The 12,448-nt window shown below is 60.7% G+C and carries 17 protein-coding genes; 16 read left to right on the top strand and 1 reads right to left on the bottom strand.

The window, feature by feature from the left end; genetic code table 11:
• Positions 1-269: hypothetical protein (locus tag V2L18_RS22870; RefSeq protein WP_336180667.1), on the bottom strand; the 269-nt coding region annotated here is incomplete at its 3' end.
• A gap of 108 nt (positions 270-377) precedes the next feature.
• Here V2L18_RS22870 and V2L18_RS22865 point away from each other — a divergent pair.
• The 16 genes from V2L18_RS22865 to V2L18_RS22790 all read left to right on the top strand — a co-directional run bounded on the left by V2L18_RS22865 (position 378) and on the right by V2L18_RS22790 (position 12,387).
• Positions 378-1,115, top strand: a complete 738-nt coding sequence (locus V2L18_RS22865; RefSeq protein ID WP_336180666.1) for a S24 family peptidase — start codon at positions 378-380, stop codon at positions 1,113-1,115.
• A 19-nt stretch (positions 1,116-1,134) separates the two neighbouring features.
• Complete coding sequence (locus V2L18_RS22860; RefSeq protein WP_336180665.1) at positions 1,135-1,452, top strand: hypothetical protein; 318 nt, start codon at positions 1,135-1,137, stop codon at positions 1,450-1,452.
• Between the two features lie 312 nt (positions 1,453-1,764).
• A complete protein-coding gene (locus tag V2L18_RS22855) occupies positions 1,765-2,094 on the top strand; it encodes a hypothetical protein (RefSeq protein ID WP_336180664.1) in 330 nt (109 codons plus the stop codon).
• A complete protein-coding gene (locus V2L18_RS22850) occupies positions 2,094-2,309 on the top strand; it encodes a hypothetical protein (protein WP_336180663.1) in 216 nt (71 codons plus the stop codon). The genes V2L18_RS22855 and V2L18_RS22850 overlap by 1 nt, the downstream gene beginning before the upstream one ends.
• A gap of 210 nt (positions 2,310-2,519) precedes the next feature.
• On the top strand, positions 2,520-2,786 hold the full coding sequence (locus V2L18_RS22845) for a DUF2312 domain-containing protein (protein WP_336180662.1): 267 nt from the start codon (positions 2,520-2,522) through the stop codon (positions 2,784-2,786).
• Positions 2,770-3,006 (top strand): hypothetical protein, encoded by a 237-nt coding sequence (locus V2L18_RS22840; protein WP_336180661.1) that lies wholly within the window; start codon positions 2,770-2,772, stop codon positions 3,004-3,006. The genes V2L18_RS22845 and V2L18_RS22840 overlap by 17 nt, the downstream gene beginning before the upstream one ends.
• A 3-nt stretch (positions 3,007-3,009) precedes the next feature.
• A complete protein-coding gene (locus tag V2L18_RS22835) occupies positions 3,010-3,789 on the top strand; it encodes an ERF family protein (RefSeq protein ID WP_336180660.1) in 780 nt (259 codons plus the stop codon).
• Complete coding sequence (locus V2L18_RS22830) at positions 3,782-4,411, top strand: lambda exonuclease family protein (protein WP_336180659.1); 630 nt, start codon at positions 3,782-3,784, stop codon at positions 4,409-4,411. The genes V2L18_RS22835 and V2L18_RS22830 overlap by 8 nt, the downstream gene beginning before the upstream one ends.
• The gene (locus V2L18_RS22825; RefSeq protein ID WP_336180615.1) at positions 4,408-4,584 is read left to right on the top strand and encodes a hypothetical protein; all 177 of its coding nucleotides are present in this window, start codon (positions 4,408-4,410) and stop codon (positions 4,582-4,584) included. Before V2L18_RS22830 ends, V2L18_RS22825 begins: the two co-directional genes overlap by 4 nt.
• Complete coding sequence (locus V2L18_RS22820; RefSeq protein WP_336180658.1) at positions 4,581-5,093, top strand: hypothetical protein; 513 nt, start codon at positions 4,581-4,583, stop codon at positions 5,091-5,093. The genes V2L18_RS22825 and V2L18_RS22820 overlap by 4 nt, the downstream gene beginning before the upstream one ends.
• A complete protein-coding gene (locus V2L18_RS22815) occupies positions 5,090-5,464 on the top strand; it encodes an HNH endonuclease (protein ID WP_336180657.1) in 375 nt (124 codons plus the stop codon). The genes V2L18_RS22820 and V2L18_RS22815 overlap by 4 nt, the downstream gene beginning before the upstream one ends.
• A gap of 66 nt (positions 5,465-5,530) precedes the next feature.
• Positions 5,531-5,932, top strand: a complete 402-nt coding sequence (locus V2L18_RS22810; protein ID WP_336180656.1) for a thermonuclease family protein — start codon at positions 5,531-5,533, stop codon at positions 5,930-5,932.
• 83 nt (positions 5,933-6,015) lie between these two features.
• Positions 6,016-6,243, top strand: coding sequence for a helix-turn-helix domain-containing protein (locus V2L18_RS22805; protein ID WP_336180655.1), 228 nt, complete (start codon positions 6,016-6,018; stop codon positions 6,241-6,243).
• A 450-nt stretch (positions 6,244-6,693) separates the two neighbouring features.
• Positions 6,694-7,509 carry a DNA repair protein gene (locus V2L18_RS22800; RefSeq protein WP_336180654.1) on the top strand — a complete coding sequence of 272 codons (816 nt, stop codon included), beginning with the start codon at positions 6,694-6,696 and terminating at the stop codon, positions 7,507-7,509.
• Complete coding sequence (locus tag V2L18_RS22795) at positions 7,460-8,995, top strand: DNA polymerase Y family protein (RefSeq protein ID WP_336180653.1); 1,536 nt, start codon at positions 7,460-7,462, stop codon at positions 8,993-8,995. The genes V2L18_RS22800 and V2L18_RS22795 overlap by 50 nt, the downstream gene beginning before the upstream one ends.
• Positions 8,992-12,387 carry an error-prone DNA polymerase gene (locus V2L18_RS22790; protein WP_336180652.1) on the top strand — a complete coding sequence of 1,132 codons (3,396 nt, stop codon included), beginning with the start codon at positions 8,992-8,994 and terminating at the stop codon, positions 12,385-12,387. Before V2L18_RS22795 ends, V2L18_RS22790 begins: the two co-directional genes overlap by 4 nt.
• Positions 12,388-12,448: the final 61 nt, after the last annotated feature.

The following is a 12,448-nucleotide window of genomic DNA, read 5'->3' as shown; positions in this document are numbered from 1 at the left end:
TCGGGAATGCTTCCCGAACCGGTAATTTGCTGACCTACTTCAGCGGTTGCATCGCGCACGAGAGCAAAGTCTTTCTCGGTCAATTGGATGCCAAGAGCCTCGGCAGCGGAGAGGATTTGAGAGAAATAGATGGGGCGGACGTAGCCGGCGCGGCACCAACGGTTGATTGTCGTAGGCGCGCTTCCGAGCGCTGCCGCCAGCTTGCTTTGGGAGCCAAAACGCGCCGCGAGTTGTGCGGCCTGGTTCAACAAGACGAGCCTATTGGTCATGAAACGCCTCCGATGTTCGCTGCCATACGTACGCTATTTGCGTATTTTGTCAACGTGGAAAGCGTATGCGGGATTGGCTATTAAGTGAGCCGGATGCGCAGGGCCAAAATGGACAAGAACAACGCCATACCTTCTGAGAAGCTGACAACATTGAGAGAGCGCGCAGGGCTTTCAATGAAGGCGCTAGCTCAACTCATGGGCTATCAGAATGCCTCGTCAATCCAGCGGTATTTCAGCCCAAGCTATGATAAGCCAATCCCCCTTAACCTCATTGAAAAGCTCATCCCTGCCCTTGTCGGCAAAGGACACCCCCCCATTGAGCAATATGAGGTACTCGCTCTCGGCCCCGGTGTTATCACCTCGCTTATTGCTGAGCCGGAAAGCGCTCACACTAATGAGATCCGGCCATTGCGTATTCTGGGAGAGGTTGCCGCTGGCGTTTGGCTCGAAGCCAATGTTTTCGAAATAGAATGCGCAGAGACATCCAACCTCAGAAGCGGTGACGGGAGATTTCCGATAGGATCTCAATATCTTCTTCGAATTAAAGGAGAGAGCCTCAATAAGATTGCTCAAAATGGCGACTTAATATTGTGCATCAATTACCTTGATGCAAATATTAAACCCAAAATCGGAGACCTAGCGGTGATTGAGCGCAGTCGTGATGGAGGAATGACGATTGAACGCACCGCCAAGCGTATCACAAAACACAATGGTGTGGTTGAACTCACTCCCGAGTCGACAGATCCGCGCTTTCAAGACCCAATTCGTTACAATGACACCGATCCAGAGTCTTCAGAGGTATGCATAAAGGCAAAAATTCTCGGATCTTACAAGCAATTCGACTAATTTTCTTGAGAATAATACAATGGAATACGTTGAATACCTCAAACAAAAAGAAAAATTTCTTGAAGAAGAGCGCCGACGGCAAACAGAATCTACGATCTTTGGGATCGTGGCAATACTATGCACACCAATTCTCATCTCAACTTTCTTAAATCCATCCTTTTGGCTCGAAGACGGTCTAAGCTACGGAAAATTTTCATTTTACCGTGGCTTCTTAGCATCAACAACGATTTCACTTGCTTTAGCATGGCGCCATTTTAAAAAGAAAGAAGACAAATTGAGTGCAATTATTCTAGAAAACTCAAGAAAGATATATAATATTGAGAAAAGGAACTCGTGAGAAATAATTTCATTCAAGATATAAATATTATATATTCTATTCTTACAATTTTCAATGATGTTTGAAACCCTCCTGGAAACTGCTCTTTAACTGACGCTACCTAGCAATGCGCGCCTATTATGAATAGAAGCCTCAATTTCCTCTGCATTTTTATACGGCCCACATAGATCGGACGACCAAGAAACGCCAAATGCGTATTTTTGGGAAATCTGCTTGACACATACGCATATTGCGTACAATCTCCTCTCATCGAACGACGGAACGAAGACGGCTCGGCCAGATCTTCCGCCTCGCAATTGAGAGGGCATCGCAATGGCATACGGCTTCACCCAGGACTACGACATCAACATCGACTGGACGCACAAGGGCGCGCTGATCGCTCAGGATGTGCCGGTTTCGGTGACGGTCGGTGTCGACTCCCACGATTGGGAGGATGGAGCCGAAGCCATGGTCGTGATCGATATGACCTTCGGCATCGACGGAATGAAGCTGGAGCAGCCGCGCAACGGTAATGGCCGCTGGCACCGCCTCGAATGCCAGATCTGGGAAGACATCGAAGCCGCCGTCTCTGAGGCCGTCGAAGAGACATTTGCCGAGGACTGGCGCGAGGAATTCGGCGCCCCGAGAAAGGAGGCCGCGTGATGGCTATCAGCGCCCCTTCCTCCGCGATCCTCGATGCAATGGGCCTATTTCAGCACCTTTCAGCTTTCGAAGCTCTGGAGCGTGCCGGCTGTGGCGAAGACGCCGCCCGCCGCCAGCGTGAGGCCGAAGACCTCCTGATCCAGCTCACCTACAACATGGGCTTTGACATCAAGCGCCGAAGGCACGCCGAGCCCCTTCTTGAGGCTGCCGAGTGATGGCGTGGGCCGTGGTCGACAAGATCATCGCGGCCGGCCTGACAGCTTCCCCCGTTCTCTTCCTCACCTACGCAACGACCCGCTGGTTCTGGTAGCGCGCCCGCGCGCCACCGTTCCGGCCAACGCCCGGACTTCTGTCCGCCCTTCAAAGCCCTCGGCCTGAGGGTTTCGACAGGCTGACGACAGCCTCCAGCAAAGGACACTCCCGACATGACGACAGGAATTGCAGGCGACCAGCTCAAGGCGTTCGTGGAACGGATCGAGCGGCTGGAAGAAGAGAAGAAGGCACTGACCGACGATATCAAGGACGTCTACAGCGAGGCCAAGGCCATGGGCTTCGACACCAAGATCCTGCGCGAGGTCATCCGGCTGCGTCGCAAGGAGCCGCACGAGCGCGAGGAAGCCGAAGCCGTCCTCGACCTCTACATGCACGCGCTCGGCATGCTGCCGGACACGGGCGATGCCGAAGCCGCTTAAGGCCCGCTCAAGCGCGGCCTCTCTCTTCGATGCCGCCGAGCGATACGAGGCCATGGCCGACGAGGTGTTTTCCGCGGCCAGCAACGGTGATCCCCTCGCCGACTGGCTGCGGCGCAAGGGCGCCACCTACCGGACCGGCGCCGAGGCCCTGCGCAAGCGGGCGCAAAGCCTCTCATGGCCGGCCAAAGCCGAACTCAAACGACAAATCTCAGGAGCTTAAGAGATGCAAGCACAGGCAATAGAGGTCATCGAGACGAGCCACGACGTGGCGCCGGCACCTCAGCCGCCCGCCCCCGTAACCCCCATGCAGTTGCTCACCAACGCCGTGGAGCGCGGGGCCGATGTCGCGATGCTGGAAAAGCTCATGGGCCTGCAAGAGCGTTGGGAGGCCAATCAGGCGCGCAAGGCGTTTGACGAGGCCATGGCCGCAGCCAAGTCCGAGATCGGCCCGATCGTCAAGAACAGGGCCGTCGATTACCAGAACAAGAACGCCTACACCCGCACGAGCTACAAGTTCGAGGATCTGGCACAGATCGCGGAACAGGTGAACCCTGTCCTCTCAGCGCACGGGCTTTCCTATCGCTACCAGACCGAACAGGCCAACGGGAACGTATCCGTCACCTGCATCATCTCGCACCGCGACGGCTACAGCGAGCGCAACACGCTGTCCGCCGGCTATGACCGCTCCGGCAACAAGAACGACATTCAGGCCATCGGCTCAACGGTCACCTACCTCCAGCGCTACACGCTGAAAGCCGCTCTCGGTCTTGCCGCCGCCTACGATGATGACGCGCAGAGCGCCGGCCGCAATGAGCCGGACCAGCCCCGGCGCATTACCGACGCGCAGGCACAGCAGGTGCGCGACCTGATCGCGGAAACCGGCGCCGATATCGAGCAGTTCTGCACCTGCTACGGGATCGAGGCCGTCCCGGATCTCAACCCCAGAGATTTCAGGAACGCAGTTCAGTTGCTTGAGAAGAAGAAGGCGCGGGCCAATGGCTGACATGGAACAGCGCACGGAAGAATGGTTCGCCGCCCGGTGCGGCAAGGTCACCGCCTCCCGGATCGCAGACCTCACCGCGAAGACCAAGAGCGGATATGCCGCCAGCCGGGCAAACTACATGGCCCAGCTTCTCACCGAGCGCCTGACCGGCGAAGTCGCGGAGAGCTTTTCCTCTTCCGCGATGCAGTGGGGCACCGATACCGAGCCCAAGGCACGCGCGACCTATGCGCTCCTGACCGGCAACAGCGTGGCGGAGACCGGCTTCATCCTTCATCCCGCAATTGCGAATGCCGGCGCCTCGCCTGACGGCCTCGTGGGCGATACCGGACTTATCGAGATCAAGTGCCCCAACACGGCAACGCACCTCGACACGCTCCGCACCGAGAAGATCCCGGGCAAATATCAAAAGCAGATGCTCTGGCAGATGGCCTGCACCGGGCGGGCGTGGTGCGACTTCGTCAGCTTCGATCCGCGTTTGCCGGCGAACCTCTGCATCTTCCTCAGACGGTTCGGGCGCGATGACGATGCGATCGCAGCCATTGAAGAGGACGTGTCGGGCTTCCTCGAAGAACTCGACGCACAGATCCGGGCACTTGAGGCGAAGTACCCTGAAGCCGCGTGAGCATCCCCTACACATGGTTGTGCAACGCGAAGACCCGCGACGAGCTGGCGACCGTCTACCGGATCGTTGCAGCCCTTCGCGACACGCAGCCTCCCTCATTCTGGACCGGTTGGGAGCGTGCCTTTCGTCGCCGCGCCCATGACCTGGGCCTGAACTGGAAGGTCAGAACATGACAGCACCGATACCTTTCCATTGGGACGGGGACGCGATGGTCCCCCTCACCCCATTCCGCAAGCGCGCGGACGACGTGTTCGTGATCGGGCAGGTCTACCGGCTGGAGGAGATCGAGGAACGCAGCGCCAAGAGCCACAAGCACTATTTCGCGTGCATTCGGGAGGCATGGCAGAACCTCCCCGAAGAATGGGCCGACAAGTTCCCGACGCCGGAACACCTGCGCAAATGGGCGCTCATAATGTGCGGCTATGCCGACGAGCGGTCCATCGTCTGCGCCTCGAAGGCCGAAGCCCTTCGGCTCGCCGCTTTCATCCGCCCCATGGACGATTTCGCGGTCGTGGTCGCCCGAGAGAACGTCGTGAAGGCTTTCACACCGCAGAGCCAGAGCACCCGCACCATGGGCCAGAAACCGTTCCAGGAGAGCAAGGACGCGGTTCTAGACAAGATCGCACAGCTCATCGGCACCGATGCCGCCACGCTCAAGCGCAACGCGGGAATGGCGGCATGAGCCGGCGGGAGTTCACCAAGGCGACCAAGCGCGAGGCGCTGCGGCGCTCCGGGGGCAAGTGCGAAGCGGTCGGCACATGGTACGGACTGCCGGCCGGTCAGCGCTGCGGCCGTGACCTCGCCTATGGTGTCGAGTTCGATCACATCGATCTCGATGCCAACAGCAAGGACAACAGCCTCGCCAATTGCGCCGCCGTCTGCCCGGCCTGCCACCGCTTCAAGACGGCCAAGCACGACATTCCGCTGGCGGCAAAGACCGTCCGCCAGCAGGACAAGCACCACGGCATAAAGGCGCGCAAGGGCCCGGCGATTCCGGGCAGCCGGGCGTCCGGCTGGAAGCGGAAGATGAACGGCGAGCTGGTGAGACGATGAACGTGCATGCAGGGACGAGAAACGACCTGTAGAAACCTCGTCTTACCACACGCGAAAGGCAGAGAAATGAGACGACCGACGTTTGTTGCCCTCCTCCTCATGGGCCTTGCTTTGCCCGGCTCGGCATATGCGGCTGATATCAGGGGACGGGTCACACACATCGTTGACGGCGACACCTTCGACATCGGCGCCACGCGGATACGGGTCTGCGGGATCGATGCACCAGAGCGCGACACCCGCAAGGGCAAGAAGGCGACACAGGTGATCCGAACGATGATCGCCGGGCGTCAGATCCGTTGCGTCGTCGTTGGTTCCGGCACGCCTTGTGACGGCAGGTCCAGAGCTGAGAGTTATGGGCGTGTCGTAGCGCAGTGCTTCGTCGGTGGCCACGATATAGCGGCTGAGATGGTCAGGCGCGGGGCGGCGCGAGACTGGAAGCGCTATTCGGGCGGCTATTACCGGCGGTGACCGGGCCGAATCAGTTTTAGCCAAGGATATGGCGTCGGGCTTTGACGCCGACGAGTTGATGCAGACTGTACGGGAATCGAGACATGCGTGACCAACAGACCGAAAACCCAGAGACGACGCTCGCGAACGTCAGAGGCCCGGAGCGCCGGGCCTATTCGGTTGCCGAGTTTTCTGCAATGTTTGGGTTCTCGCGCAAACACGCCTATGACCTTCGCAAACAAGGTCAGGTGCACTTCAAAAAGATCGGGGCCAAGACGGTGATTCTCATTGATGAGATCCGGAGGTTCGAAGCGTCCTTGGAAGATGCATGATCCGCAAGCTGTTGGTATTTTTGTTGGTATCGTCCAGAAGCAAGAATTATAAAGTGAAGTGCAAACAATCGCCTACCGACGTTTTTTGCCTCCGGCCCGGGGAGCCACTTCTCCTTTTTCCTCTCCTGAAATTTTCGAAGGCGACCGTTTGACGGACGGGTCTTGTCCGATAGTTGCTGGCTTGTGATCCAGGCTTGAATCTCCCGTTCCTGGCTCGGGCCAAACGCGCTTTCATGTCCGCACACGCACTTTCACGAATGTCCCGTGCGCATTGCTGCGAGCCTTGGCCGGACGATTGCACGCTGGCTCGTTCCCCCGCTAGAAATCCCCGGATTTCCCGTCTTCCTCCCGAGTTCTTCCACTTGACTCGACTGCGCGGCTTTGAGCTTAATAGAACAAAACAGGAACATAGAGTGCGCCCAGCATGGTCGGGCGAAGCGGACAAACGTCATGTCAAGTCAGCGCAGGATTGCCGATCTGAGCGGAATCGTGAGGGCGCATGCGCCTGTTTCCGGCCGGGCGCCGCTGGGAGCGGAGGTGGTCGACCGCCTGCTTGGCGGCGGGCTTGTTCGTGGCGCCCTGCATGAGGTGCGCTGCGACCACGCCCGCGAGATAGCCGCAGCCTCGGGTTTCCTGATTGGACTGATCGAACGGCTGCACGCTTCTTCCGGTCGGGTCGTGTGGGTTGTGGATCCGGCCACCTCGTTCGACGCAGGTACGCTGTTCCCGCAGGGGCTCGCCCAGATCGGGTTTGATCCCGCGCGTCTGGTTCATGTCCTGCCCCATGACCTTGCAACCGCCCTCTGGGCCGCGGACGAAGCCGTGAAATGCCGAGGGCTGGCAGCCGTCGTTCTGCAAATCAGGGGCAATCCGGCCCGGCTCGACCTGACCGCGACGCGGCGACTGATGCTGCGCGCCCAGGAGAATGGCGGCTTTGCCTGCGTGCTGCGCCAAAGCGCCGAGGCGCAGGCCAGTGCGGCCGTCACCCGGTGGCACGTGCGGGCGGAATCGTCCGCGCCGCCGGGAGCACTCTGGACACCACCCGCGCCACGCTGGCGCGTCACGCTTGAAAAGAACCGCGAGGGCCGGACGGGGGAATGGTCGCTCGCATGGAACAGTGAGTGCAAGGTCTTTGAACATGCCCCGGAAATCCGTTCGGAAACCCGTAGCGCAGAGAATTCTGGCCCTCGCCTTTACCCATCTGCCGAGCGACCAGGTGGCGCGGCGCAAATGGGGCAAGTCGTGGCGTTTGAAGCCGCGTCCTGAGGCGCCGCCCATCGCGGTGGTCGATACGGTGAAGAATACGGTCCGCATCGTGGCATGCGACAGCCATGCGACTTCCCACGGCATCAAGATCGACCAGACTCTAAGCGATGCCCGCGCCCTTGTTCCCGATCTGGAATGCACCCAGAACCGGCCGGAGGAGATGAAGGCCCTGCTGGCATCGATCTGCGAATGGTGCGGGCGCTACACCCCCCTTGTGGCTTTGTGCGGCACGGATGGCCTGTTTCTCGATATCAGCGGCTGCACGCATCTGTTCGGCGGAGAGGCGCCCCTGATTGCGGATCTGGAACACCGCCTGAAGGCGCAGGGCTTTTCCGCACGCGCGGCCATTGCCGATACGCCGGGAGCCGCCTGGGCCATGGCACGGTACGGACGTTTCGCGATCATTGCGCCGGGCCGTCAGCGCGAAGCTCTGCGCGATCTGCCGCTTGCCGCACTGCGTCTCAATGAGGGGCTCGTGAGTGATCTGGCGCAGCTCGGCTTCAAGACCGTCGGCTGCCTCATCGACGTGCCGCGTGCGCCGCTTGCCCGGCGTTTCGGCCAGGATCTTCTGCGCCTGTTCGACCGCGCCATGGGAGACGACGACGAGGTTCTTTCGCCGTTGATGCCGGTGGCCGAGTTGACCTCGGAAAAACGTTTTTCGGAACCGATCGTCCATGAGGACGACATTCTGGGCACGATCGACCGGTTGGCCACCAGCATGCTGCCCCTCCTGCAGCGGCGCGGACTTGGCGTGCGCCGATGCGAGATCAAGCTGTTTCGCGTCGATGGTCAGGTCTTCCGGCTCGCCGTCAACGCCTCCGCTCCCGTGCGCGCTCCGAAGAGGATTTCCGCCCTCTTCCGCGAACGCCTCGCCGCGCTCCATGACGATCTGGACGCCGGGTTCGGGTTCGATGTCCTGCGTCTCGACATCCTGCACGCGGAGGCTTTCGACGAGGCTCAGGCGAGTTTCGACGCACCGCGCAACCACGAGGACGAGCAGCGCGTTCTGATCGACCGGCTCGGCGCCCGGCTCGGCACAGACCGCATCCGGCAGTTCGGCTTCGCCGACACGCACATCCCCGAACGCAGTTTCGATCTGCTTCCCGTGCTCCAGGCTTCCAGTCGCACAGGCAGCTCCCTGCGCGGCACAATGCCGGCAAGCGTGTTGATGAGCGAAGAGACGGCACATGGACTGACACGCCCTCTGCTGCTGCTCCGGCAGCCCGAACCGGTGGAAGCCATCGCGCCCGTGCCGGACGGCCCGCCCATCCGTTTCCGCTGGCGCAAGGCCCTTTATGAAACGCGCCACTCGGAAGGTCCCGAACGTATCGCCTGCGAATGGTGGCGGGATGGGCGTGGCGCCTACAGCCGTGACTATTTCCAGGTCGAAGACATGGCCGGGCACCGCTTCTGGCTGTTTCGCCATGGTCTTTACGAGCGCGAGACAGACGCCCCGCGCTGGTACATGCACGGGCTCTTTCCATGAGCCCGGCCACGCCCCCACGGACACAACCGTTGCACCCGGAGCCCGGCTATTGCGAGCTTGCGGTCAGCAGCAATTTCTCCTTCCTGCGCGGCGCCTCGCATCCGGAGGAACTGGTCAACGAGGCCGCACGCCTCGGCCTTGCCGGCATCGCCCTGACCGACCGCAATTCGTTGGCCGGCGTGGTGCGCGCGCATATGGCGGCCAAGGAGGCGAACATCGCCTATGCCCCGGGGTGCCGGCTGGTCTTTTCCGACGGCACGCCGGATATTCTCGTGTGGCCGGAAGACCGCCGCGCCTATGGGCATCTGTGCGAATTGCTGACACTAGGCAAACGGCGCGCGCCTAAGGGTGAATGCCACCTGATGCTGGATGATCTTCAGGCGCTGGGGGAAGGTCTTCTGATGGCCGTCATGCCGGGCCCGCGGCTCGATAAGACGCTGACTTACTGCCTCATCACGTTGAGAGGCGCCTTTCCCGATCATCTGCACCTTGCCCTGATGCGTCAGCACGGCTCAAGCGACCGGCGCCGGATGGCCCGGATTTCAGAGATTTCTGAGGAGACGGATATACCGCTCGTTGCCGTTGGCGACGTACTCTACCACCATCCGGACAGGCGCCCCTTGCAGGATGTCATGACCTGTATCCGCGAACACGCCAGGCTCACTGACATCGGCCGGCGGCTTCTGCCCAACGCCGAACGCCACCTGCACCCGCCGGCGGAAATGTTCCGCCTGTTTGCCGGATATGAAAAGGCGGTCCTGCGAACGGGATCACTCTTCGGCCGCATCCGCTTCTCGCTCGATGAACTGCGTCACCAATATCCCGAAGACCCCGTTTTCGAGGAACTCGGCGGCAAGCCCCTGCCCTCCCAGGAAGCTCTGGAGCGACTGGTCGCCATAGGTCTTGAACAGCGTTACCCGGAAGGTGCCCCGCAGAAGGTGCTGGCCGCCATTGAGCATGAGACAAAGCTCATAGCCAGGCTCGCCTATGCCCCCTATTTCCTGACCGTCTACGACATTGTCCGCTTTGCACGCTCGAAAGGCATTCTCTGCCAGGGACGCGGTTCGGCCGCCAACTCCGCCGTTTGCTATTGCCTCGGCATCACCGAGGTGAACCCGGAAAAGGTCGACCTGCTGTTCGAGCGCTTCATCTCCGAAGAGCGCCAGGAGCCGCCCGATATCGATGTCGATTTTGAGCATGAGCGGCGCGAGGAGGTGATCCAGTACATTTACAGCAAGTACGGGCGCGAGCGCGCCGGACTGGCGGCGACCGTCATCTCCTATCGTGCCCGCTCCGCCATCCGCGATGTCGGCAAGGTATTCGGTCTTTCGGAGGACGCCATCACCGCGCTCTCAGGCACGCGCTGGGGCAGTTCCTCGCGCGAAATCGGACTTGCCGACATCCAGCGCGCCGGCTTCAACCCAAAAGACAAATACTTGCGACAAATGCTTGATCTGGCGCATCAACTCGTCGGCTTCCCGCGCCATCTCTCGCAGCACGTGGGCGGATTTCTCATCACCCGGGACCGCCTCTCCTCGCTCATCCCCATCGAGAATGCGGCGATGGAGGATCGCACCGTCGTGGAATGGGACAAGGACGATCTCAACGCCCTCAACATGCTGAAGATCGACGTGCTGGCTCTCGGCATGCTGACCTGCCTGCGCCGGGCCCTTGGTTTGCTGGAGACCCATTACGGGCGCGCCGAAACACTCGCCTCGCTGCCGGAAGGCGACGAGCCCACCTACGACATGATCTGCCGGGCGGACACGATCGGCGTGTTCCAGATCGAGAGCCGGGCGCAGATGACCATGCTGCCACGCCTGCGGCCGCGCAATTATTATGATCTCGTCATTGAGGTCGCCATCGTGCGGCCCGGCCCCATCCAGGGCAACATGGTCCACCCCTACCTGCGCCGCCGACAGGGACTGGAACCGGTCACCTATCCCAAGGAGGAGCTGCGCCAGGTGCTGGGCAAGACATTGGGCGTGCCGCTGTTCCAGGAGCAGGCAATGAACATTGCCATTGTGGCGGCGCATTTCGAACCGGGCGAGGCCGACCGGCTGCGCCGCGCCATGGCAACTTTCCGGCGGGTCGGAACCATCGGCACGTTCCGCGACAAGATGGTCGAAGGCATGGTCGCCAACGGCTACGAGCGGGAATTCGCCGAACATTGCTTCCAGCAGATCGAAGGCTTCGGCGAATACGGCTTTCCCGAAAGCCACGCGGCCAGTTTCGCCCTGCTGGTCTACGTCTCATGCTGGGTGAAGTGCCATTATCCGGATGTCTTCTGTGCCGCCCTGCTCAATTCCCAGCCGATGGGCTTCTATGCGCCGGCCCAGATCGTGCGCGATGCCCGCGAACACGGGGTCGAGGTTCGGCCGGTAGACATCAATTATTCATGCTGGGAAACGACGCTGGAGCCGGATGCGCAACCGGGAGACATCGCACCGCAGCATCGTGGAATGACTGGCACCATGAAGAATACCCATGCCGTTCGCCTCGGCCTGAACCGCGTGAAAGGGATCCGCGAAGCAGATGCCGAGACCCTCTTGCAACATCGAAAGCAGGGATACGACAGCGTGCGGGATCTCTGGCTGCGGGCGAACCTTTCCAGAAGCACGGTGGAACGGCTGGCGGAAGCGGATTGCTTCCGCTCTATCGGCCTGGACCGGCGTGCCGCACTGTGGGCCGCAAAGGCGCTCGATCCCATGAGCGGCCTTGACCGACTGCCGCTTTTTGCGAGCCCGGATGCGACAGGGCTTCACAAGGAACCGGACGTGAACCTGCCGCCGATGCCGCTAGGTGAGCATGTGATCATCGATTATCGCTCGATGTCGCTGTCCCTGAAGGCCCACCCCGTTTCGTTCATCCGCAACCGTCTCGCCGCCGCCCGCTATCGGCGCAACGTCGACCTGCAGCAAATGGGGTCAGGGCGGAACGTACAGGTCGGCGGATTGGTGCTGGTGCGTCAAAGACCCGGCTCGGCGAAGGGGGTGATCTTCTCCACCATCGAGGACGAAAGCGGCGTCGCCAACATCATCGTCTGGCCAAAGGTTTTCGAGAAATACCGAACGGTGGTGCTCGGCAGCCGTTGCATCGGGGTGCGTGGCAAGCTTCAGAACGAAATGGGCGTCATTCATGTGGTGGCCGCCCATCTTGAGGATCTGACCCCCTGGCTCGCCGCGCTTTCAACCGACGCAAACGACATCATGCCCTTGGCCAATGCCGACGAGGTCCGAAGACCCGTCACGGAGAAGAAGCTGGAACCTCGCGCCACGTCCCGCCTTGCCCGTTTGCTCCGGAGCGCACCGGAAACCCGCCAGGATCTGGAGCGGGTGACATTTACCGAGACCGCACGACGAGCCTTGCCCGGGGGCAGGAATTTTCACTGACGCCATGTATCTCGGCACGCCTCTCCAATGACGACAAGACTTGGTTCAACGTCCATTCTGG

It is taken from the genome of Breoghania sp. JC706 (assembly GCF_037026715.1).
In the GTDB taxonomy this organism is placed as follows: Bacteria; Pseudomonadota; Alphaproteobacteria; order Rhizobiales; family Stappiaceae; genus Breoghania.
This window is presented reverse-complemented; position numbering and strand designations above follow the sequence as displayed.

Excerpts from the sequence above, each read along its gene's own strand:
- V2L18_RS22865 (WP_336180666.1), top strand. The coding sequence starts at position 378 with ATGGACAAGAACAACGCCATACCTTCTGAGAAGCTGACAACATTGAGA.
- V2L18_RS22860 (WP_336180665.1), top strand. The coding sequence starts at position 1,135 with ATGGAATACGTTGAATACCTCAAACAAAAAGAAAAATTTCTTGAAGAA.
- V2L18_RS22855 (WP_336180664.1), top strand. The coding sequence starts at position 1,765 with ATGGCATACGGCTTCACCCAGGACTACGACATCAACATCGACTGGACG.
- V2L18_RS22850 (WP_336180663.1), top strand. The coding sequence starts at position 2,094 with ATGGCTATCAGCGCCCCTTCCTCCGCGATCCTCGATGCAATGGGCCTA.
- V2L18_RS22845 (WP_336180662.1), top strand. The coding sequence starts at position 2,520 with ATGACGACAGGAATTGCAGGCGACCAGCTCAAGGCGTTCGTGGAACGG.
- V2L18_RS22840 (WP_336180661.1), top strand. The coding sequence starts at position 2,770 with ATGCCGAAGCCGCTTAAGGCCCGCTCAAGCGCGGCCTCTCTCTTCGAT.
- V2L18_RS22835 (WP_336180660.1), top strand. The coding sequence starts at position 3,010 with ATGCAAGCACAGGCAATAGAGGTCATCGAGACGAGCCACGACGTGGCG.
- V2L18_RS22830 (WP_336180659.1), top strand. The coding sequence starts at position 3,782 with ATGGCTGACATGGAACAGCGCACGGAAGAATGGTTCGCCGCCCGGTGC.
- V2L18_RS22820 (WP_336180658.1), top strand. The coding sequence starts at position 4,581 with ATGACAGCACCGATACCTTTCCATTGGGACGGGGACGCGATGGTCCCC.
- V2L18_RS22815 (WP_336180657.1), top strand. The coding sequence starts at position 5,090 with ATGAGCCGGCGGGAGTTCACCAAGGCGACCAAGCGCGAGGCGCTGCGG.
- V2L18_RS22810 (WP_336180656.1), top strand. The coding sequence starts at position 5,531 with ATGAGACGACCGACGTTTGTTGCCCTCCTCCTCATGGGCCTTGCTTTG.
- V2L18_RS22805 (WP_336180655.1), top strand. The coding sequence starts at position 6,016 with ATGCGTGACCAACAGACCGAAAACCCAGAGACGACGCTCGCGAACGTC.
- V2L18_RS22800 (WP_336180654.1), top strand. The coding sequence starts at position 6,694 with ATGTCAAGTCAGCGCAGGATTGCCGATCTGAGCGGAATCGTGAGGGCG.
- V2L18_RS22790 (WP_336180652.1), top strand. The coding sequence starts at position 8,992 with ATGAGCCCGGCCACGCCCCCACGGACACAACCGTTGCACCCGGAGCCC.